This is a genomic window from Streptomyces sp. NPDC015661, from assembly GCF_043077765.1.
Lineage (GTDB): Bacteria > Actinomycetota > Actinomycetes > Streptomycetales > Streptomycetaceae > Streptomyces.
Window position 1 is genome coordinate 327,669 of the sequence record NZ_JBIBST010000011.1, and the last position, 21,670, is coordinate 349,338.

Here is a 21,670-nt window from a genome sequence, read left to right on the forward strand (position 1 = left end):
ACGGCGCGGGCGCTCAGCGCGTGCCGGACTGCTTCTCGCCCGTCTTCCAGTGCACGCGCCGCCCGGTACCGGCTCGCGGGGCCACCGGCTCCGGCTCGGCCTCGACGGCCACGCTCATCGGGCCGGAGCCGACCGTCGTGCTGCCCATGACCCGGTCGGTCTCGGTGTCCACGTAGACCGCGGACCGCGAGCCGAGCCCGGTCGCGACGTACATCTGCCGGCCCTCGTAGCCGAGGGCGAGGCCCTCCGCGCCACCGGGGACGCGGAAGCTGCGCGCGACGGTGCCGACCTCGGTGTCGATGACCGACACCTCCTCGCTCCCGAAGCCGGAGCTCACGTACACCTCCGATCCGTCGGGCGCCACCGCCAACGACTCCGCGCCCGCTTCGACCGGCACGGCGTCGAGGACGGTGGCCGCGCGGGTGTCGAGGACGGACACGTACTCGGTCCCGTTGCCCGTGCTGACGTACGCCAGGGTGCCGTCCGGGCTGACGGCCACGTCGTAGGCTGCGGTGCCGGTGCCCAGTCCCACGGTCGCCACGACCCGGTCACGCCGGGCGTCGATCACCGACACGCTGCCGGACAGCAGGTTGGCGACGTAGACGCGCGTCCCGTCGGGGGAGACCGCCAGGCCCTGCGGGAACGTGCCGACCCGCACCGTGCGCACGACCCGGTTCCGGGCGGTGTCGATGACGGACACGGTGCCGGAGTCGGCGTTGGTGACGTAGGCGCGCCGGCCGTCGCGGCTGACGGCGACCCCTTCGGGCCGGTTGCCGACCCGGATGGTGCCGACGACCCTCGCCCGGTTCGTGTCGAGGACGGTGACGGTGCGCGAGTCGTGGCCGCCGGTCACATAGGCGCGGTGCATCCGCCGGGAGACGCCCACATCGGCCGCGCCGGACGGCACGGACACCGTGTGGGTGACGGTCCGTGTGTCGGTGTCGAGGAACGACACCGTCCTGGCGGTGGAGTTGGCGACATAGGCACGGTCGGACGCGTCGTCCTGCTGCCGCGGCGCCGGCGCCGCGGCACTGGCGGGCGCGGCCGCCGTCGAGGCGGCGACGGCCGCCGCCGCCAGGATCGCGCGCAGCCGGCCGACGGACCGACGGCGGGTGGCGTCCTGCGAATCGCGTGCCGGCACGGGGAGCCTCCAAGGGAGCGGCGGATCGGGCAACCCCGGGCAAGGGGTGCGTGGGCATGGGCCCTGTCCCTTCTTCCCGTACCGGGAGGCGAGCGAGACCGAAGGACACGCCCTGTCGCCCGACCGGCCGACACCGCGAGCACCGGACGAGTGAATGCGACGGCCCGGTGACCGTGGTCCGGCCGCGTTGGCCCGCCCCGGCTGCCGCCCGCGCCTACGTTCCCGACGGTGCCTCCGTCCCCACCGTCTCCTGGCCGACGCCTCCGACCGGCCGCGGCGGAGGCTGAAAGGACCCGTGAATGCCTGTGTTCGCATCCGTCGGACGCCGACGCCGAGGCCTCCACCTCGCCGGCGCCGCCGTGGCGCTCGGTGCCCTGTCGGCGGCCGTCGGCACCACCCCCGCCCACGCCGACCTGCCCGGCGCCTCCCCGGTCCTCACCCGGGCCCCCTACCTGACGGACCTCACGCCCGGCTCCGTCCGGGTGACCTGGGCGACCAGCACCCGCAGCCGGCAGACCGTGAAGTACGGGCCGCTCGGCAACTGCACGGCCAACTCGGTCACGTCCGCCACCCTCGGCACCACCATGACCGTCAACGGGGTCACCGAGTACAGCAACTCGGTGACCGTGCCGAACCTCAGCCCCGACACCCCGTACTGCTACCGGGTCTTCACCGGCGACGCCACCCCGATCGACCTGCTCGGCACGAACTCCTCGCCGTCGTTCACCACGATGGTGCCCGACGGCTCGGCGGCCCCCTTCACGTTCGCGGTGCTCGGCGACTGGGGCGACACCACCAGCAACGGCGTCAACAGCGGGGCGCTCAACCAGGACCAGGCCAACGTTATGTCCCGGCTGGCCGCCAGCGGCGCCCGCTTCGCGCTGTCCACCGGCGACGTCGCCTACCCCAGCGGCAGCCCGACCAACTACGGCGACCTCCAGCAGACCGGCGTCAACATCAGCGCCGTCTTCGCGCCCGAGTACTACGCCGTGCCCGGCCAGAGCCTGCCGATGTTCTCCACCAACGGCAACCACGGCCGCACCGCCACGCTCCTGTCGACCTGGCCGCAGCCCGCCGTCGCGGCGGCCTCGAACGGCGTCTACGCGCAGGTGAACTACCCGTCGTTCTTCGGCAGCACCCCGGCGACCTACCCGACGACGTACTACGCCTTCAGCAGCGGCGGAGTCCGCTTCTACGTTCTCGACGCGTCCTGGAGCGACAGCAACGTCGGCAACGCCGACGGGAACAACTGCGAGGGCACCACGCACTGCGACGTCTACCAGGTGGACGCCGCCGCCCACTGGTCGCCCACCTCGGCCGAGTACCAGTGGCTCCAGCAGGACCTGGCCGCGCACCCGGGCGGCGTCAAGGTGGCGGCGTTCCACTTCCCGCTGCGCTCCGACGACCCGACCGAGCCGGACGACGAGTACCTGAAGAACAACCCGGGCAGCACCGACACCCTGGAGCAGCTGCTCCACGACAACGGCGTGAACCTGGTCTTCAACGGCCACTCGCACATCTACCAGCGCAACGTCGCCCCGCCCGGCGGCGTCCCGAGCTACGTGACCGGCGGCGCCGGGGCCAAGCTCAGCTCGGTCGGCGGCCACGGCTGCGACCCGACCGACGCGTACGCCCTCGGCTGGTCCTACAGCTCCAACGTGGGCAAGCGCTGCCCCTCCTCGGTGCCGATTCCCGCGGCCGACGCCAATGTGCACCACTTCCTGCTGGTGTCGGTCCTCGGCTCGACGCTGACGGTGACCCCGACGGACTCCCTCGGCAACTCGTTCGACGCGCTGTCCTACGACTTCTCCGCCGACGGTACGGCGCCCTCCGCGCCCTCCTCCCTGACGGTCACCCGCACCGCCTCCACCACCATGAAGCTGACGTGGGGCGCGGCCACCGACAACACGCAGCTCGCGACGTACGACGTGTACCGCGACGGCACGTACATGGCCACGGTCCCCGCGACGCTGCTCACCTTCAGCGACAAGACGGCCGTGTGCCCGGCCACGTACACCTACGAGGTCAGGGCTCGTGATCTGGCCGGGAACACCGCCGCGACGTCGACACCGGTGACCTGCTGACCTTCCGCCCCGGGTCCGTCCGCCGCCCGGCGGCAGGGGCGGGCCCGGACCGGGCGGCGCGCAGCCGGCGCACCGCGAGCGGGGTGACGAGCAGCAGGGGCACGGCCACGCCGACGAGTGCCCAGTAGCCACGGGTGGGGTCCGGCCGGGCGACCGGCCGGACGGGGTTGTTCCCGCTCTCGTACGAGACGGTCGCGGGGATTCCACGGAGGTCGCGCAGCACCTGCAGGAAGCGGTCGCCGTGGGCGCGGGAGGGCTCGACATGGGTGTTCTCGGAGAACTCGTTCCAGCTGATCAGCCCGATGGCGTCCGGTGAGGAACGCAGCGCGGCGGCGTACTCGGCGGCCAGCGTGGCACCGTCGCGGCGGGGGACGGGCTTGGTGCCGCCGACGAGCTGCGCGTCGAAGCCGGGCGCGCAGGGGGCGAGCCAGATCTTGCCGTCGGCGTGCACGGCCCGTGCCATGTCCTGGAGCTTCTCGGCGTATCCGGGGGTGGTCTCGGGGTCGGCGGACGACCAGTAGTAGGCGTCGCCGTCGGTGACGTCGGCGATCCGCCGGTAGCCCTCGACGTTCTTCTCGCTGGCCAGTACCCGCAGTTCGCCGCGGACGCCGGAGGTGACGCGGGCGACGTCGGCGTGGGAGTAGCGCCAGGTGCCGCTCCAGACGGTCAGCGGGCGGCCGTCGACGCTCAGCATGGCGGGGCTGTCGGCGAAGTGGTCGCGGAAGTAACGGAAGTCGGCGGCGACCCGGTCGACCGGCAGCGGGCGGCGGTGGAAGTCCAGGCTCTGGTAGATCATGGCGAGCTTGAAGTTCCTGGCCTCGGCGGCGTCGACGAGCTTGCGCAGCCGCCGGTCGTTCACGGTGCCGTGCTTCCAGCCGACGATGAACCCGTCGATCCCCGCGGACCTGGCCTCGGCGATCTGGCGGTCGATCACCTGGGTGTCGTCGCTCGAGTACGGGCCCGCCAGCGGCAGGTCCGTCTTCGCCCGCTGCCAGGAGCCGGGGCTGAACCACTGGTAGTAGTAGGCGAGCAGTGGCGGCCGGGAGGTCTCGCCGGTCAGGGGCGGTGCGGTGGGCCGGGGGGCCTGCGATGCGGCACTGAGGCCCGGCCAGCACAGGAGGAGTGCGGCGAGGAGGGCCCAGAGCCGCCTCATCATCGGGCCGCCGCCCCGTGACGCGAGGTGGGGGGCGCCTTCTCCGCTCCCTCCGGCTGCTCGGGCTCCTCCGCCGGTGCGGGCTCGGGCGGCTCGGCGGCGCTCCTTCCCGTACCGGTGCCGGGGGCCGGGCCCGCGGCGGTGCGGCGGGTCCGGCGGATCAGCCGGATCGCGACCGGTATCCCGACGAGCAGCAGGCCGGCGCCGGCGAGAACGAGGACATCGGTCCGGGTGACCACGGTCACGTCGGCCGTGACCGCCTGGGACAGCTGGATCTCGCGGGGGTTCGAGCTGCCGCCGGGGGCCTTGACCTCGACGGTGTACCGGCCGCGCGGCAGATGGGCCAGGACGGCGGTGTGGTCCGGTCCGAGCGGGACGGTCGTGACGTGCCCGGCGGGGTCGGTGACCGTGGCCTTCTCGCCCGTGGCGGAGCCGAACAGGGCGTCGTGGGCGGTGACGGTCAGGTCGTGGAAGGCGCCGGTGAACGTGACGTGCCGGTCCGGTCCCGGCCGGAAGCCCTGCCGTCCGGCGCCGGCGAGCTCGACGCCGTCGTAGACGAGGCTCCGCAGGGTGTAGTCGACCGGGACGGCCGTCAGGCCGCTGTTCCGGAAGACGGGCACGAGGCCGTCCAGCCAGGTCGTCCCGGACACGGACAGGTCGGTGACGCGGGCGTCGGAGCCCCTGACCTTCACCGCCGAGACCAGGGACGGGTCCAGGGGCGCGCCGTGCTGGTCGGTGAAGGCGACGGTCACCGGGTACTGCGCGGTGAACCCGGCCGTGATGGTGTAGTCGGCGCGCAGCGGGAGCCCGTCGACGCGGCTCCGGAACGTCTGCTCGGGGTCGCGCTGTCCGGCCCAGCGGGTGAAGTGGTAGCGGGCGTCCGGGGTGTTGACGGAGGTGTCGAGCAGTTGCAGCGACTGGCGGTCCGCGGTGCGGGTGCCCGTGTACGAGGCGGTGCCGTCCGGTCCGGTGACCAGGGTCTGGCCGCCGAAGGCCAGCCGGACGCCGGCCACCGCCGGAACCGTGCGGAAGGTGACGGTGACGGTCGGGGCGGCACGGTGCGGGCCGCTGGTGCCGGCGGAGGGCAGGGCGGCGGCGGCCGGCCCGGCGAAGGCGAGGAGCAGAGCCGTCAGCAGGGCGAGGAGGGCGACCGCGTGGCGGCGTGCGGTACGGCGGTTCACGGCCGGCTCCCTTCCGGCGCGCGGGACTGCGCCGTCGGGCCGGACGGCACGGACCGGGCGGAAGCGTCGGACCGCGTCGTTGCGTCGGACCGCGTCGTTGCGTCGGACCGCGCCGATGCGTCGGACCGCGCCGATGCGTCGGACCGCGCCGAGTGTGCGGACCCCGGCGACGGCCCGGATCCCGCCGGCCGCTCGGACTGCGCCGTCGGGCCGGACGGCGTCGCCGACGGGCCCGGAGGAGCCGTCGGGCCGGCCGGAGCCGCGGTCGCCGCCGAGCGCCTGCGGGCACCCAGCCGGGCGGTGCCGGCGACGAGCAGTGCGGCCGCGCCGAGGACGCCGCCGTAGACCGCGTACACGATGGTGGCGTTCACCGGCCGCACGACGAGTCGCGCGGAGGGGACGGCCAGCACCTCGGGGGGCCGTGGCGCGGCGGAGAAGTCGAAGGCGGCGGCGAGGCTGGCGGCGGTGGTGTCCCGCCCGCCGAGCGGTGCCAGGTTCCAGTTGTCCTCGATGAAGCGCAGCGCGGACGAGGAGTCGAGGACCCGGTGGTCGATGTGCCCGGCCGGAGCGTAGGCGCTGATCAGGACGGCGGGGACGCGCAGGCCGCGCGGGCCGTCGGCGGCGGCCGGCGGGGCCACGTGGTCGTACCAGCCGCCGGAGCCGTCGTGGCTCCACAGCAGCGCCGAGCTGTCCCAGTACGGGCTGAGGGCGAGCTGGGTGGCCAGCGAGCGGATGAGCTTCTGGCCGGGCGGGATGGCCCGCGCGGAGCGCTCGGAGGAGCCGGAGCTGGCGATGTAGGCGACCGACGGCAGGGTGCCGTTGTCGAGGTCGCGGTAGTACTGGTCCAGGTCCACGATGTGGGAGGCGAGGGCGGGGTCGTCGACGAAGCGGGCGTAGCCGAGCAGCGGGGCGCGGACCGGCTGGGTGGCGCCGGGAGCGTGGAGGTTCTCGGCGGGCCGGTAGTCCTCGACGTAGAACTTCCAGCTGACCCCCGCCTGCTGGAGCCGGTCGAAGATGGTGGTGCGGCCGGCCGCCGTCGGAGCGGCTCCGGAGACCCAGTAGGACCGTTCGGTGGCGGTGCCGTAGGGGACGGAGGCGAAGAACTTGTCGAAGAGCACGTAGCGGTCGGCGGCGGCCCAGTCGAACGGCACGTCCCGGGCGTCGTAGTGGCCCATGACGGTCGTGCCGTCCCTGCCCTGGCGGGTGTACGCGGACACGAAGCCGTCCATGTGCCCGCCGTTGATCTGCTGGGCGACGATGCTGCGGCTCGGGGCGAGCGGGGCGGGGGCCTTGGCGTGCAGGGCGTAGGGCCGCACGCAGTCGGAGGCGGGGCCGTCGACGGTGCGCGGCTGGCAGGCGTCGGCGGGGATGCCGTCGGCTCCGGGGTAGGTGCCGAAGTAGTTGTCGAAGGTCCGGGGGCCCTGCATCGCGTAGATGAAGTGCTGGACGGGGGTGGTCGCGCGATGTGCGGCGGTGGTGCCGGTGCCCGGGTCGGGGCCGGGGTCGCCGCCGGTCGCGGTCGCGGCCGCGGCGGGGCCGAGCAGCAGCGCCCCGCCGGCCAGCGCTGTCAGCAGACGGACGGTCAGCGGCTTCATGACACACGCACCTGGTAGATGACGATGACCGGAGTGGGCGTCGGGTCGGTGGAGGACGCGGGAACCCGTACGGCGGAGGTGTAGACGGCCTTGCCGTGGTACTTCTCGACCAGCTGCCGGATCTTCTCGCCGTAGAACGGGGCGCGCCGTGCGGTGTAGGAGTCCCAGACGACGTACTGGAACTCGCCGTCGCGCAGCGCACGGTCGGGGTTGGGCACCGGCGTGTACGAAGGGTTGCGGTAGAGCCGGTTGACGCTCACCGACAGTGCCGAGACGGGTTTGCCGCCGTAGAACTGGAGCACGTTCGCGACCGAGGGGCCGCCGGCGAGGAGCCGTGCCCCGCCGGGTACGTGGTCGCGCACCCACTGGCCCGCCTCGCGGCCGCCCGCGAGGCCGCCGGAACCGGCCAGGAACGAGCCCGTCGGGGTGGCGGTGATGCGGGCCGCCGAAGGGAGGGCGAGGGAGAGCGCGACGCCGAGCGCGACGAGGACGGCAGCGGCGGCGGACAGCCGGCGGGGCGACACCCGCAGCCGGCCGGCCCGCGGCCGGAGCCCGGCGAGGGCGCCGATGGTGCGGCCGGCGAGGACGGCGAGCGGCGGCGCGATCGGCAGCAGGTACGGGAAGCCCTTGACGGGCCACAGGGTGAAGAACAGCACGGGCGCGGCGATCCAGCACAGCAGCAGACCCTCGCGCCAGCCGTTGCGGTGACGCAGCCAGACCAGTCCGGCCACGGCGGCCGCGAGGACGGCCCAGCCGAGGACCTGCGGCAGCGTCGTGGCGTAGAAGCCCATCGGGTGGTTGGCGCGCCGGAACAGCTGCCACTGCAGGTAGTGCTGGCCGGTGGCGCTGCGGCCCGACAGCCACATCGCGAGCGGGAAGGCGACGACGACGAGAGCGAGGAGGCCGGTGGCGAGGACGGCGTGCTGCCACCGTATGCGCACCGAGCGGGCGAGGACGAAGAAGACGTACAGGCCGCAGACGAGCACGACCGCGGTCTCCTTGGAGAGCGCGGCGGCCCCGAGCGCCCCCGCGGCGCCGAGCAGCCAGGGCAGCTCGTCACGGTCCGCCTGGACGTACCGTACGACGCAGTAGAGCGCCACCGTCGCGCACAGCGTCATCAGCCCGTCGAGCAGCACCTGACGGGTCACCACCACGTGGTACGGCATGACGGCGAGCAGCAGCGCGGCGGCGAGCCCCGCGCCACGGCCGTACAGCCTCTTGGCCAGCAGATAGGTGACGGCGACGGTCACGACGCCGACGCAGGCGGCGACCGCGCGGGCCGTGAACTCGTCCGTGCCGCCGCGCAGGAAGAGCGACAGGAAGCCCGTGAACAGGACGGGGTGGGCGCGGAAGACGGGGAACACCGGCTGCATGGCCGGGTCGCCGGCCAGGGAGGCGGCGGTGCCCGTGTAGACGGCCTCGTCACTGTTGAGGCCGATCTGGGTCAGCTGCCAGAACCGCAGGAAGGCGGCGAGGGCGAGGATGGCGGTGAGCGGCAGGGCGCAGCGCACCATCCAGTCGGCGGTGGGACGCCGGCGCGGGCGGACGGTGTCGCGGGCCCGGCGCGGCCCGGCGTCGGCCGTCTCCGGGGGGCCGCCGCCGGCCGTCCGCGCGGGGGTGCCGGCGTCGGGGGCGGCCGTCGCGTCCGGGGCGGAGTACGTGGGACGGCTCATGGTGTCCTCCCACCGGGGCCGTTCGTGCGGGGGGCACCGGAGTCGGTCGGAACGGCCCTGTAGAGGGGCAGGGCACCGGAGCGCACGGGCTGCGGCGCCGCTCCCTCGGGTGTCTCCGGCTCCCAGTGCGGCCACGCGTGCCCCTCGGCCTTGTGGACCCGGTGGCCGTTGACCGACGGCCGGTCCGCGGCGAGCAGCAGGGGTATCTCGTCGGCCCAGCCGAAGTGGTCGGAGGCCAGGACGCGGGTGCGTACACCGGAGAGGAAGCCGGACAGGACGTCCCGCTCGCGGCTGCGCAGCCGGGCGTGGTCGAGCCCGTCGACGGTGACGGCGGGGGCGAAGTACCGGAACGGCGGGAAGCCGTACGCGTCCTCGGTGTTGACGAGCAGCCGGCTCACGGTCTCGTCGTGGCCGAGCTCGCTCAGCCGGGGCTCACCGCGCTCGATGACGAACAGTTCGGTCACCTTGATCGCGCTGCTCAGCCGGCAGTCCACCAGCCGGTCGACGGCGTACTTCGGCGGTGGCACGAGGATCTGGGTGACGGCGTTGATGCCCATGATGGGCAGGTTGTGGCGGGCCAGGGTGAAGGCGAAGGAGCGGCCTTCCTTGGAGTGCAGGCGGCTCTGCCGCTGCAGCCGGCGCCATTCGCGGGGGGTCAGGTCGTCGGAGCGTACGGCGTGCAGGGTGTGCGCGCTGATGGTGAGCGGCTTGGGGAAGCACAGGGCGTTGCCGGTGGCGTCGACGACGGTCATGTCGTCCGACAAGAACCGCCCGTCGTGTTCGCTCAGCAGCCGCAGGACCGTGGACGTCTTGCCGGTGTCGGTGAGCGCGGAGAGCATCACGCCGGTGCCGCCCAGCTCGACGCACGCCGAGTGCAGGAGCATCCGGCCGCGCGCCACGAGCACGAAGCGCAGCAGCGCCTCCAGGACGTTCGTGTAGACGACGTGCGGGGAGCGGGCGAGCAGCGGGCTGACGAGGACGTCGATGGGGTCGCCGATGTCGACGCGGAAGTTGGCGCCGAGCCGGCCGAGCTGCTCCTCGTACTGCACGGTGGTGGGCTGCGGTGCGCCGCGGCCGGGGATCTCGGTCATGACCGCGCGGTGGCGCGGGAACCGGCGGCCCACGTCGCCGACGCGGACGGTGATGTCGCAGGAGTGGGGCGGCACCCACTGGGCGCGGAAGAACTCCAGCTCGGGCAGGCGTATCTGGGAGCCGATGGTGACGGTGCCGGCGATGTCGTAGCGGTACGTCAGGTACCTGGGGCGCTTGGGGTGGGCCGGAGAAGCCTCGGGGGCGGCGGTTGCCGTGGTGGTGGCCTCGGGGGCGGCCGGCGCCGCGATGGCGGCCGCGGGGGCCTCCGGCGGCGTGGTGGCGGTGGCGGGTTCCGGGGAGCCGGGGACGCCGGCGCCCGGGGCGACGAGCACGCGCACGGGGTCGCGGCGGCTCTTCTCGGCGCGGCGGCCGCGGTAGATGAGCAGGTCGCTGAAGAGGAACCGGGCCACGAAGAGCACCACGAGGCTGATGACGTTGGCGGTGAGCAGTCCGACCCCGGCGACGACGAGCACCTGGAGGAGCGGCAGGCGGCCGAGCAGCAGCAGGTTGTTCAGGGTGAGGAAGGCGAGGCCGCGGGCGAGGGCCGCCCGTCTGCCGCCGCCCCGGTCGCCGCGGTAGACCAGCGTCTCCAGGAGGGCCCAGTTCCACAGGGACGACACCTGGGTGGCGAGGGTGGCGCCGAGAAGCTCATGGAGTCCGGCGACGGTGTGGAAGAACCAGAGGGCGGCGGTGTTGACGGCGATGCCGCTGAGGCCGACGAGTCCGAAGGCCAGGAACCGCCCGGTGGTGCCGAGGCCGGGGCGGTCGGATGCGGAGTCGCGGCCGGTGTCGCCGCGGCGCCCCGCGCGGAGCTCGGGCCGGCGGAGCCGGGCCAGGTGCCGCAGGAACCGCAGTCCTTCGCGCAGCGAGGCCTTGGAGGTGCCGGCCGCGCGGGGCGCGAAGCGGTAGGAGACCTCGGCCACGCGGGCGCCCGGGTTCCTGACCAGTACTTCGAGGAGCACCTTGAAGCCGAGGGGGCTGAGCCGGTCCGGGTCGATCGCGGCGGTACGGAAGGCGAAGAGCCCGCTCATGGGGTCGCTGACGCCCGCGAGACGGCGGGGGAAGACCGTCTTGGCGAGCAGGGTGCTGCCGCGGGAGACGAGTCTGCGGGCGGGGCCGTCGAGCCCGTCACCGGTCGATCCCGATCCGGCGTAGCGGGTGCCGACCACGATGTCGACGCCGTGTCCCAGCGCGGTGCGGGCGAGTGCGGCGGCGGCCTCCGGTGGGTGCTGGAGGTCGGCGTCCATGACGAGGGCCCACTCGCCCCGGGCGTGACGTGCGCCGGCGAGGACCGCCCCCGCCAGGCCGCCCTCACGCGCGCCCGCGGCCCGGTGGAGCATACGGACCGGCAGCCGGCAGGCCGGGGCGTGCCGCGCGGCCGTCTCCGGGGTGTCGTCGTCGCTGTCGTCGACGAAAAGGATCTCGACGGGCAGCCCGTCGAAGGCCGGTTCCAGGGCGCTCAGCAGCAGGGGGACGGATTCGCGCTCGTTGCGCGTCGGGATGACGAGGGTCAGCCGGGGCCGGGAGCGCGGCTGTGGGTCGTTCAGCTCGGAGCACTCGGTGCGGGGGATGCGGTTGCCGTCCATGTCAGCGGCCTCCAGCGGAGGACGGTGCAGACGCTGTCGCTGTACGTCTACGTTTTAAACATACATATTGCGCCGCCTGGTCATGCCTGTCAATAAATGTCCACTTATGATGTAAATATATGCCTTCAGGACGTTCGGATATAGTCGGTACCAGTCGCAGCGCGACATCGAGCCGGAGGCACCCCATGGCCAGCAGCCCCCAGCCGGACCGCCGGAAGGTGGACATCGGCCACAGCACGGAGCGCCGTCGCGGCCGGCGCCGGCTGAGCCGTGAGCGCGTGCTCGCCGCCGCCCTCGACGTCGTGGACCGCGAGGGCCTCTCCGCGCTGAGCATGCGGCGGGTCGCCGCCGAACTCGACGTCGAGGCGATGGCGCTCTACCGCTACGCCCCCAGCAAGGACGCGCTCCTCGACGGTCTCGTCGAACAGCTCTACATGGAGCTGCACGCGGACCTCGCCCGCGAGGAGCCCGCCCCCCTCGGGCAGCCGCCCGACCTGCCCGAATGGCGCGCCGAGCTGCGCCGCGGCGCCTGTGCCCTGTACCGGATCTCCCTCGCCCACCCGCACGTCGTGCCGCTCCTCGCCACCCGGCTGCTCGCCGTCCCGCTGGCCCGCCGCCCCCTCGCCGTCCTCCAGGCCCACGAGCGGATCCTGGCCCTCCTCGACCGTGCCGGGCTCGACGAACAGGGCGTCGTCATCGCCTACCGGGCGGTCACGGCCTGGGTGCTCGGCTACATCTTCAGCGACCTGCGGGCCATGGTGGACAACCCCGACGAGCCCGATCCGGCGTTCCGTCTCGGCCTGCACCTGATGCCGGCCCGCGAGCTTCCCCGGCTGCGCGAGACCGCGCCCTTCCTGGCGGAGAAGGGCGGCTACCAGGAGCTGACGTACGGCCTCGACGCGCTGCTCGACCGCATCCTGGCCTCGGCCGCCCCGCGCGGGGACGGGCCGGCGGACACGGCGGCGGACCAGGCGACGGACCCGGCATAACGTGATCCCATACCCCCTCCCCGTATGATGGCCGGGTGAGATCCGAGGTCAAGAGGCGCCCACGGGCGGCGACGTGGTGGAGCCGTTTCGTGCTCGCCGCCGTGCTGCTCGTCGGCATCGTGCTGATGCACGTCCTCGGCCACCCCGGCGAGCAGGCGGAGGCCACGCACGTATCGGCCGGGCACGTCGCCGCCACGACGGAGCACGTATCGACGGGGCGCCAAGCCGCCGGGACGGAGCGCGCACCGGCCGGGCACGTCGCCGCCATGACGGAGTACGTACCGGCCGGGCACGTCGCCGCTTTGACGGAGTACGTACCGGCCGGGCACGTCGCCGCTTTGACGGAGTACGTACCGGCCGGGCACGTCGCCGCTATGACGGAGCACGCATCGGCCGGGCGCGCGGCCGCCCTGACCGAGCAAGCGACGGAGCACGCGGCGGCCGGTGCCGGTCGTGCGAAGCCGTCCGCGCCCGCGCACGGGGCCGGTGCCGCCGCCGTGTGCCTGGCCGTGCTCGGAGCCGGGATCGGCATCCTCCTGTCCGTCCGCGGCGCGCTCCTGCGCAGCCGCCGCGAAGCCGGCACACCGCCCGCCGCGCGGATCGCCCACGCGCTGTGGGCGATCCCGCCGCCCGCGCCCCCCGGATCCCTCCTGACCCGCCTCTCCTTGTTGCGCATATAGGCGGACCGGCCGCTCCACGCACCGAGCGGAACGCCCCCCTGCTCACGCAACGATCACGTCAAGAGGTTCCACAGCCATGTCCCGACCCACCCGTCGTACCGTCCTCGGTGCCGGCCTCGCCGCCGCCGGCACCGGTCTGCTCACCGCCTGTTCCGGTGCCATGAACGGCATGGACCGCTCCTCCGGCGGAGGCGGCACGTCGCCGGGCTCCGACTACCTCGCTCCGGACAGCAAGGAGGTCGGCGCGGCCGAAGCCCTCCGCAACCCCGGCCCGGAGCGCGCGTTCAAGCTCACGGCCGTCGAGACCCCGCTCGACCTCGGCGGCGGACGGACCGTCCGCTCCTGGGCGTACGGGGACGACCTCCCCGGCAAGGAGGTCAGGGTGACCGCCGGCGACACCCTCGCCCTCACCCTCGCCAACCACCTTCCCGTGGCCACCAGCGTCCACTGGCACGGACTCGCCCTGCGCAACGACATGGACGGGGTTCCCGGCCTCACCCAGCGTGACATCGGGCCCGGCGGTTCCTTCACCTACCGTTTCGCGGTCCCGCACCCCGGCACCTACTGGTTCCACCCCCACTCCGGCGTCCAGCAGGACCGCGGCCTGTACGCCCCGCTGATCGTCGAGGACCCCAAGGAGCCCCTGGCGTACGACAAGGAGTGGGTGATCGTCCTCGACGACTGGGTCGACGGCGTCGACGGCTCGACCCCGGACGCCGTGCTCGCCGAGCTGAGCAGGGGCATGGGCGGCATGGACCACGGCGGCTCCGGTTCGGGCTCCGGCTCCGGCGGCATGGAGGGCCACGACATGTCGAACATGTCGATGACCACCAGGAAGTCCCCGTCCCCGAAGCCGTCCGGCCCCTCCCGCATGCTGATGGGGGCCACGAGCGACCTGCTCGGCGGTGACGCCGGGGACGTCGGCTATCCGCACTACCTCGTGAACGGCCGTACGGCGGACCAGCCGCAGACCTTCACCGCCAAGCCCGGCGACCGGATCAGGCTCCGCGTCATCAACGCCGGCGGCGACACCGCCTTCCGGGTCGCCCTCGGCGGCCACCGCCTCACCCTCACGCACGCCGACGGCCTGCCCGTCGTGCACACGGAGGCCGACGCGCTCCTGCTCGGCATGGGCGAGCGCCTCGACGCCCTCGTGACCGTCGGGAACGGGGTCTTCCCGCTCACGGCGCTCGCCGAGGGCAAGAACCGCACCGCCCTCGCCGTCCTCCGCAGCGGCGGCGGAGCGGCGCCCACCGCCTCCGCGCGCCCGAAGGAGCTGGACGGAAAGGTGGTCCACGGCGGACAGCTGAAGGCCGCCGAGTCCGTACGGCTCGAACCGGGGCGTCCGGACCGGACGATCGAGTTCGAGCTGACCGGCTCGATGATGACGTACGACTGGGCCATCAACGGCAGGAAGTACGACCCGGCACAGCGCCACCCGGTCCGCTCGGGCGAGCGGGTCAGGCTGTCGTTCGTGAACAGCACGACGATGTGGCACCCCATGCACCTGCACGGCCACAGCTATGCGCTCGCGGACGGCGGCGCGCGCAAGGACACCTCGATCGTGCTGCCGGGCAAGCGGCTCGACGTCGACTTCGACGCCGACAACCCCGGTCTGTGGATGGTCCACTGCCACAACGTCTACCACGCGGAGTCCGGGATGATGACGGTGCTCGGCTACCTGAAGTAGGGCACCCACGACCCCGGCTTGTGCGCTCCTGATCCATGCCCGCAGCTCGCTTTGTGTGGCGTGACCACATGCCCCGTGGTCCGTCCACCCACCTACCGTGTGCAGACCCGGTGCCAGGACGGGCACCGGAGCGACGCGCCGCGGGCGCACGAGTGGGGGAGGCCGGGGCATGGCCGACGACAGAAGGAGTCCGGGGCGTCGGTGGCGGCTGCGCGCCGCCCGCGTCCTGGCCGTGGTGGGGGTCGTCGCGGCCGCCGTGGTGGCGTCACCCGCCGCCGCGAGCGGCACGGCGGTCCCCTCGTACCTCACCCTTGAGGCGAGCTACGGGGCCGGGACCGTCAGCAACGGCTGGGAGCGGGTCGAGCGCTACCTCGACACGACCACCGGCTTCCGCACCGAGGGCTTCCCGGCCGACGGCCGCGGCGACCAGGACGGCAAGCGCGTCACGTACTTCGGCGGCGTCTCCCGGCCTTCCTCCGGCCGGTTCCTGCTCTACTCGGCCCCCGGCTGGAACACCGGCAGCCGCACCACCCCCGTCCTCCTCGTGCACGGGGCGAACGACACCGCGGACCGCGCCTGGGCCAACCCCGGCGAATCGGGCGGCTACGGCTGCGGCGCCGCCTCCTGCCCGTCCACCGGGCTCATGCAGTACCTCTCCGAGCGGGGCCACCGCGTCTTCGCCGTCGGATTCGCGCACAAGCAGGGCGACAACCTGATGCAGGCGCAGATCGTCGGCGACGCGATCGCCGTCATCAAGGCGAAGCTGGGCGTCAGCTCGGTGGACCTGGTCGGCTGGAGCAAGGGCCAGATGTCGACCCGCGCGTACGTGTCCTCCCTGAAGCCCGGCTGGGGACGGGCGTACGCCGGTGACGTCCGCCGGCTGATCACCCTCGGCGGCCCGAACGGCGGCTACGACTACCCGTACGCCCACGGCTGGGCCCACGACTTCTCCATCTGGCCGGAGTGCGGAGGCAAGGTCAACGCACCCTCCCCGCACTCCCACATGACCTGCTACGGCCTGTACACGGCGCACCCCGAGTTCTCCATGACCCCGGCCGGCGGTCAGGACAACTACCCCGGGCAGCGGCAGATGCTGGCCCGCTGGGACGGGGTGTACGGAGTCGACGGCGCCGCCCAGGACTGGTACACGACCTACTACGGCGGCCAGGGCTTCTACACCGCCGGTACGGGCATCCAGGCGGCCATCGACGCCGGATCGCTGATCGCCCCGCTGCACAGCGCCGGAGTGCCCGCCTCCGTCACCACCTACCTCCTCGCCGGCGGCTCCGCCGACATCGTCGGCATCTTCAACGAGAACCGCGGCCCCAGCGACGGCGTCGTCTTCATCTCCAGCGCCCTGGACACCACCGGCATCCCCACCGTCGGCGGCAAGGCGACCATCGCGACCGCCAACCACCTCGAACTGGGCTGGCACAGCGCCGCCGCCGCCCAGGTCGCCACCTGGCTCTCCTGAATCACACGCGACAAGGACCCCGACGCCATGAACCCGCTCCACACCCGCCGTGTCACCACCGGGCGCCTGACCCAGCAGATCACCGAGGCCGGGGCCGAGGGCGAAGCCGTCGTCTTCGTCCACGGCAACGTCTCCTCGTCCACGTTCTGGCACTCCACCCTCACCACGCTGCCGGACCGGTACCGCCCCCTCGCCGTCGACCTGCGCGGCTTCGGAGGCACCGACCCGCTGCCCGTCGACGCCACCCGCGGCCTGCGGGACTACGCCGACGACCTCGCCGAACTGCTCACGGCCCTCGGCATCGAACGGGCCCACCTGGTCGGCTGGTCCATGGGCGGCGGCGTGGTCATGCAGTTCCTGCGCGACCACCCGGCCGCCGTGCGCTCCCTCACCCTGGTCAGCCCCGTCTCCCCGTACGGCTTCGGCGGTACGCACGGAGTGGACGGCACCCTCAACTCCCCGGACGGCGCCGGATCGGGCGGCGGCACGGCCAACCCGGAGTTCGTCCGGCTGCTCGCCGAGGGCGACCGGAGCGAGGACTCCCCGACCTCGCCCCGCTCCGTCCTGACGGCCTGCTACGTCAAGCCGCCGCTCCGCCCCGAGCACGAGGACGAGTACGTCGAGGCCATGCTCGCCACCCGCCTCGGCGACGACCACTATCCGGGCGACAGCAGGCCGTCCACCGCCTGGCCCGGCTTCGCGCCGGGCACGCGCGGCGTGCTCAACTGCATGGCACCGAACCACTTCCGCGTCGACGACCTGCACCTCGTCGACCCCAAGCCGCCGGTCCTCTGGATCCGGGGCGAGGACGACATCATCGTCTCCGACACCTCCCTGTTCGACCTCGCGCACCTGGGCGCCATCGGCGCGGTGCCGGGCTGGGACGGCAGCCCGGCGCAGCCGATGCTGGCCCAGACCCGGGACGTCCTCGACCGCTACGCGGCCGCCGGCGGGAGCGTGCGGGAGGTCGCCGTGGCCGACGCCGGACACTCCGTCCACCTCGAACGCCCGGAGGAGTTCGGCAAGGCACTGCTCGAAGTGCTGTCGGCGTGACGGTGTGCCGTACCCGGCAGGGGGAGGTCCGCGGCCGGACCTCCCCCGACGGGGTGAGCTCCTTCCTCGGCATCCCGTACGCCGCTCCGCCCTTCGGCGCGCGACGCTTCCGGGCCCCCGCCCCGCCGGAGCCCTGGACGGGCGTGCGCGACGCCACGGCCCACGGGCCGACGGCACCGCACGCCCCCTACGCCCCGCCCTTCGACGCGCTCGTCCCGGAGAACGACATACCGGGGGACGACTGTCTGAACCTCAACGTCTGGACCCCGGCGCCCGAACCGGGAGCCGGTCTCCCCGTGATGGTGTGGCTGCACGGAGGGGCGTTCACCAACGGCTCCGGCTCCGCGTCCGGATACGACGGCGGCGCCTTCGCCCGCGACGGCGTCGTCTGCGTCACGCTCAACTACCGCCTGGGCGCCGACGGCTTCCTGCGCCTTCCGGGCCGCCCGGACAACCGGGGCCTGCTCGACCAGATCGCCGCACTCCGCTGGATCCGCGACAACATCGCCTCCTTCGGCGGCGACCCGGACCGGGTGACCCTCTTCGGCGAATCGGCGGGCGCGATGAGCATCGGCGCACTCCTTACCACCGAGGCGGCCGGGGGGCTCTTCCACCGGGCGATCCTGCAGAGCGGGGCCTGCCACCACTTCCTGCGCCCGTCGTCCGCCGCACTGATCGCGGCCCGACTGGCGGAGAAACTGGGGATCGAGGACGCGACCCCGGAGGCCTTCGCCTCCGTGCCCCGGTCGGAACTCCTCCCCGCCCAGGCCGAGTTGCGCGCGGAGGTGGGCGCCGACCCGGACCCGGCGCGGTGGGGCGAGGCCGTCCTCAACATGATGCCCTTCGAGCCGGTGCGGGCCGGGCTCGCCCTCCCCGGCGCGGACTGCGGGGTCGACCTCCTCATCGGCAGCAACCGCGAGGAGTACCGCCTGTTCCTGGTCCCCACGGAGCGCCTCCACGTCTTCCCCGAGTCCTCGCTCCGCGTCATGACCGCGGCCTACGGCCTCGACCCGGCCGAGGCCCTCCCCGTCTACCGGGCCGCCCGCCCCGACGCCGCACCGGGCGAGCTCCTCGACGCGGTGGCGACGGACTGGTTCTACCGGATCCCCGCCGTCCGCCTCGCCGAATCCGTGCCGGGCTCGTACCTCTACGAATTCGCCTGGCGCTCGCCCCGGTTCGACGGCACCCTCGGCGCCTGCCACGCGCTGGAACTCCCCTTCGTCTTCGACCGCCTCCAGGACCCCTCGTACGCGCCCCTGCTCGGCGCCGACCCGCCCCAGGCCCTCGCGGACGCGGTGCACGGCGCCTGGGTCCGCTTCGCGAAGACGGGCAGCCCGGGCTGGAAGGCGTACGACACGGCGAGCCGCACGACGATGACCTTCGGTGCCACACCCGCGCCCGTCCTGGTCACCGACCCGCGCGCGGGCGAACGGCTCCTCTGGGAGGGGGTGCGTTAGGGGGCGCCCCGACCCACCCGCCCCGACCCGACCGGTGCTACTTCCCTGTGCTACTTCCCGGTGCGCGTGACGACCGCGCCGAAGAGCGCCAGGCCCCTGATCAGCACCCTGGGTGTGCCCGGCTTGCCGATCCGCTTCGCGGCGCGCTTGTCGAAGACGCCGAAGAGCCCGAAGCCCCGCACCTCGACCTCGATGTCCTCCGGTACGACGATCTTCGTGCCGCCCCACAGGGCGACGGCACGGATCTCGGTGTCCTGCTCGCTGAAGCGCGCCTCCGTGAGGTCGATCCTGCCGCCGCCCCACATCGACCAGAGCGTCATCCGGGGCGGTACGACCCAGGTGCCCTTGCGCTCGAAGCCGCCGAAGACGCCCGCGACGAAGCCGCGCGAGGTCGGTGGCCGGTCCACGACGAGCGAGTCGCGCGGGCCGGGCCGCGGCAGGCCGCGGCAGGCCTCCTCCAGGTCGCCCCGGGTGCGGGAGGCGTGCACCTCGTCGAGCCGGGTCGCGAGATCCGCCAGCGGCAGGCGGCCGTTCTCGACGGCGGCCCGCAGCCGTTCCTCGGCGTCGGAGCGTTCGCGGTCCGAGGCGAGGATGTCCAGGTCGTGCCGGTTCATGTCAACCCTCCGAGGTGGGCGGCGAGGACGGAAGAGAGCGCCGTGCGAAAGGCGGCGTCGTGCTCCGGCCGGTCGGGGTCGTGGCCGAGGTCGGTGAGCCAGTAACGCCTGCCGAGGGCGTAGCCGTACGCGCCGGACATGGCGAGCAGGACGACCGTCTCGATCCGCGCCCGGTCGGGACCCTCGGGCGGGGGGAGCACCGAGCGGACGCCTTCCTCGATCGCGTCGACCAGGCGGGAGAGGTTCGTGGGGGAGTCCGGGGCGTCCTCGTCGTCCAAGCCGTGGAGCTGGGACCACGTCCACAGCCGGACGTAGCGCTCGTCGGCGAGGATCTCGAAGAGCACCTCGGTCATGCCGGAGGCGTACGGCACGCTGCCGTCGGCCCGCATGCGCTCCCGTACCAGCTCCCGCTTGCGTTCGTTCTCGCGTTCCAGGACGGCCCTCACGAGCGCCCGGTAGGTCCCGAAGTAGTGGGTGACGAGTCCGTGCGTGACTCCGGCGGCCTCCGCGACCCGGCGCAGGCCCACACCGTCGGGTCCGTGTCGTGCGACGAGTTCGGTGGCGGCGTCGAGGATCTCGGCGCGTGCCTGGTCCGGGGTGCGCCGGCGTCGTGCAGCGGGCATGGCCCTTCCCTGTTGTCAGAGTGGACAATATCTTGTTGTCCACTCTGACAACAATGATCGGGGCGGTCAACACGCCCCGGGGTGACGGGCGGAGGAAGCCCTGGTACGGCGCGGGGACCGTCCGCCCTCAGGTGCCGGTTCACCGAATTCCGGAAACGTTGGCCTGAATTCCTCGACGGAAGGGCCCCAGATCATGGAAACTGTCGTCAACGGGCCTCCAAGTGGGCCCAGTTCGACAAGAACTGACAATTGCGGGGGGAATCATGGCAACACTTACTCTTCGTCGGTCGGCGCGCATAGCCGGCGCGATGGCTGGAGCGGCGCTGATCGCCGGCGCCACGACCGGCGTCTCGAACGCGGCGACGACGCCTCCCGGGGGAACCGCGTTCACCGCGGCCGCGAACTACGGCGTGGTCACGAGCACGCACCCCGACACCGTCGGCTGCAACGGCTACAAGGTGGTCGGGTCGGGGACCGTCACCGGCAACCGGATCGTCGGCACCGGAACCTGGTCGCAGACCGAGGACGCGTGCACCGCGACCGTCCCCGGCAAGTGGGACATCAACGGCAAGGTGACGGTCACCCAGACCGACGGCTCGCACCTCTACTTCACCTACCACCTCACGGCGCCGCTGACCTCGGACACGATGGTCTACCCGTCCGGCACGTTCTCGATCACCGGCGGCGACGGCAGCTTCGACGAGGCGGTCGGCGGCGGCACCATGAACGCCACGGTCAACCTGCTGGACAAGGACCACGTCGCCGCCTCCCTGAGCGGCACCATGGGCTTCCGCTGGCAGATCTGATCCAGTGGCGAAGGGCGCGCACAGCGCCGTGGGAGCCGGCTTCGACGTCATCGAGGCCGGCTCCTTCCCTCTGTTCGCGACGCGCGTGTCGAACGTCTCGACGGGGGCGTCCCCGATCGGGGAAGCTGTCCACCAACAGCCCTTCTACGGGCCGTAGTTGGGCATGAGCTGACACGTTCGGGGGAGAACATGGCAAGAGCTGCCCGTCACTGGTCCGTCCGCATCGCGGGTGTCGTCGCCGGAGCCGTACTGATCGCCGGCGGGACGGTCGGCGTCACCGTCGCCGCCGAGCCCGGCCCCTCGGCCGTCGCCACGGGGACGTACCTTCCCACCGTCGAGATCACCAGCAACTTCGCGGTGGTCGCCACCGTGCATCCCGACACCGTGGGCTGCAACGGCTACAACGTGACCGGGGCGGGGACCTCCACCGGCAGGCCGGTCACCACCGCCACCTGGGCGCAGAAGGAAGTGGTGTGCACCGCGACCATCCCCGGCAAGTACGACATCAAGGGGACGGCGACGATGACGGAGCCCGACGGTGACCGGCTCGACATCAGCTACGCGCTCACCGCTCCGCTGACCTCGGACACCATGGTCTACCCGACCGGCACCTTCAAGATCACCGGCGGTGCCGGCAACTACGAGTTCGCGGCCGGCAGCGGCAAGATGAGCGCCCGCGTCAACCTCCTGGACCACGATCACGTCAGCAGCTCCCTGCTGGGAGAGATCCAGTACCTGGGCTGATCCCGTCCTGTCCACCGCGCACTTCCGAGGGGCCG

Annotated in this window: 17 protein-coding genes; 9 read left to right on the top strand and 8 right to left on the bottom strand. The window is 73.1% G+C overall.

The annotated features are described in order from the left end of the window. Positions 1 to 13: 13 nt before the first annotated feature. Positions 14 to 1,141, bottom strand: a complete 1,128-nt coding sequence (locus ACF07V_RS29355; protein ID WP_392158656.1) for a cytochrome D1 domain-containing protein — start codon at positions 1,139 to 1,141, stop codon at positions 14 to 16. Positions 1,142 to 1,440: 299 nt separating this feature from the next. On the opposite strand from ACF07V_RS29355, the gene ACF07V_RS29360 reads away from it, so the two are divergent. Continuing rightward, positions 1,441 to 3,225 (top strand): fibronectin type III domain-containing protein, encoded by a 1,785-nt coding sequence (locus ACF07V_RS29360; protein ID WP_392158658.1) that lies wholly within the window; start codon positions 1,441 to 1,443, stop codon positions 3,223 to 3,225. Here the strand turns inward: ACF07V_RS29360 and ACF07V_RS29365 are convergent. The 5 genes from ACF07V_RS29365 to ACF07V_RS29385 are packed head-to-tail and all read right to left on the bottom strand — an operon-like array spanning position 3,167 to position 11,505. Beyond that, on the bottom strand, positions 3,167 to 4,381 hold the full coding sequence (locus ACF07V_RS29365; protein WP_392158659.1) for an endo-1,3-alpha-glucanase family glycosylhydrolase: 1,215 nt from the start codon (positions 4,379 to 4,381) through the stop codon (positions 3,167 to 3,169). The two genes, ACF07V_RS29360 and ACF07V_RS29365, sit on opposite strands and share 59 nt — an antisense overlap. Further along, entirely contained in the window at positions 4,378 to 5,559 is a 1,182-nt protein-coding gene (locus ACF07V_RS29370; protein WP_392158660.1) for a hypothetical protein, read from the bottom strand. The genes ACF07V_RS29365 and ACF07V_RS29370 overlap by 4 nt, the downstream gene beginning before the upstream one ends. Then, positions 5,556 to 7,154 (bottom strand): alkaline phosphatase family protein, encoded by a 1,599-nt coding sequence (locus tag ACF07V_RS29375; protein WP_392158661.1) that lies wholly within the window; start codon positions 7,152 to 7,154, stop codon positions 5,556 to 5,558. The genes ACF07V_RS29370 and ACF07V_RS29375 overlap by 4 nt, the downstream gene beginning before the upstream one ends. Then, on the bottom strand, positions 7,151 to 8,827 hold the full coding sequence (locus ACF07V_RS29380) for an ArnT family glycosyltransferase (protein ID WP_392158663.1): 1,677 nt from the start codon (positions 8,825 to 8,827) through the stop codon (positions 7,151 to 7,153). Before ACF07V_RS29380 ends, ACF07V_RS29375 begins: the two co-directional genes overlap by 4 nt. Next, on the bottom strand, positions 8,824 to 11,505 hold the full coding sequence (locus ACF07V_RS29385; RefSeq protein WP_392158665.1) for a glycosyltransferase: 2,682 nt from the start codon (positions 11,503 to 11,505) through the stop codon (positions 8,824 to 8,826). The genes ACF07V_RS29380 and ACF07V_RS29385 overlap by 4 nt, the downstream gene beginning before the upstream one ends. A gap of 185 nt (positions 11,506 to 11,690) precedes the next feature. Here ACF07V_RS29385 and ACF07V_RS29390 point away from each other — a divergent pair, with 185 nt between their 5' ends. The 6 genes from ACF07V_RS29390 to ACF07V_RS29415 all read left to right on the top strand — a co-directional run bounded on the left by ACF07V_RS29390 (position 11,691) and on the right by ACF07V_RS29415 (position 18,848). After that, positions 11,691 to 12,494: a TetR/AcrR family transcriptional regulator gene (locus tag ACF07V_RS29390; RefSeq protein ID WP_392158667.1), complete on the top strand. Its 804-nt coding sequence runs from the start codon at positions 11,691 to 11,693 to the stop codon at positions 12,492 to 12,494. A gap of 35 nt (positions 12,495 to 12,529) precedes the next feature. Then, positions 12,530 to 13,174, top strand: coding sequence for a hypothetical protein (locus tag ACF07V_RS29395; RefSeq protein WP_392158669.1), 645 nt, complete (start codon positions 12,530 to 12,532; stop codon positions 13,172 to 13,174). Between the two features lie 76 nt (positions 13,175 to 13,250). Beyond that, positions 13,251 to 14,864, top strand: a complete 1,614-nt coding sequence (locus tag ACF07V_RS29400; protein ID WP_392158671.1) for a multicopper oxidase family protein — start codon at positions 13,251 to 13,253, stop codon at positions 14,862 to 14,864. Between the two features lie 169 nt (positions 14,865 to 15,033). After that, on the top strand, positions 15,034 to 16,338 hold the full coding sequence (locus tag ACF07V_RS29405) for an esterase/lipase family protein (protein ID WP_392158673.1): 1,305 nt from the start codon (positions 15,034 to 15,036) through the stop codon (positions 16,336 to 16,338). A gap of 27 nt (positions 16,339 to 16,365) precedes the next feature. After that, positions 16,366 to 17,391 (top strand): alpha/beta fold hydrolase, encoded by a 1,026-nt coding sequence (locus ACF07V_RS29410; protein ID WP_392158675.1) that lies wholly within the window; start codon positions 16,366 to 16,368, stop codon positions 17,389 to 17,391. Further along, positions 17,388 to 18,848 carry a carboxylesterase/lipase family protein gene (locus ACF07V_RS29415; protein ID WP_392158677.1) on the top strand — a complete coding sequence of 487 codons (1,461 nt, stop codon included), beginning with the start codon at positions 17,388 to 17,390 and terminating at the stop codon, positions 18,846 to 18,848. The genes ACF07V_RS29410 and ACF07V_RS29415 overlap by 4 nt, the downstream gene beginning before the upstream one ends. A gap of 50 nt (positions 18,849 to 18,898) precedes the next feature. On the opposite strand, the gene ACF07V_RS29420 is transcribed toward ACF07V_RS29415, so the two are convergent. Next, the gene (locus ACF07V_RS29420; protein ID WP_392158679.1) at positions 18,899 to 19,462 is read right to left on the bottom strand and encodes a DUF1707 domain-containing protein; all 564 of its coding nucleotides are present in this window, start codon (positions 19,460 to 19,462) and stop codon (positions 18,899 to 18,901) included. Beyond that, complete coding sequence (locus ACF07V_RS29425; RefSeq protein WP_392158681.1) at positions 19,459 to 20,085, bottom strand: TetR/AcrR family transcriptional regulator; 627 nt, start codon at positions 20,083 to 20,085, stop codon at positions 19,459 to 19,461. The genes ACF07V_RS29420 and ACF07V_RS29425 overlap by 4 nt, the downstream gene beginning before the upstream one ends. Before the next feature lie 308 nt (positions 20,086 to 20,393). Here ACF07V_RS29425 and ACF07V_RS29430 point away from each other — a divergent pair, with 308 nt between their 5' ends. Both ACF07V_RS29430 and ACF07V_RS29435 read left to right on the top strand, forming a co-directional pair. Continuing rightward, on the top strand, positions 20,394 to 20,891 hold the full coding sequence (locus ACF07V_RS29430) for a hypothetical protein (protein ID WP_392158683.1): 498 nt from the start codon (positions 20,394 to 20,396) through the stop codon (positions 20,889 to 20,891). 189 nt (positions 20,892 to 21,080) lie between these two features. Then, positions 21,081 to 21,635, top strand: coding sequence for a hypothetical protein (locus tag ACF07V_RS29435; protein WP_392158685.1), 555 nt, complete (start codon positions 21,081 to 21,083; stop codon positions 21,633 to 21,635). The last annotated feature ends 35 nt before the right edge of the window (positions 21,636 to 21,670 follow it).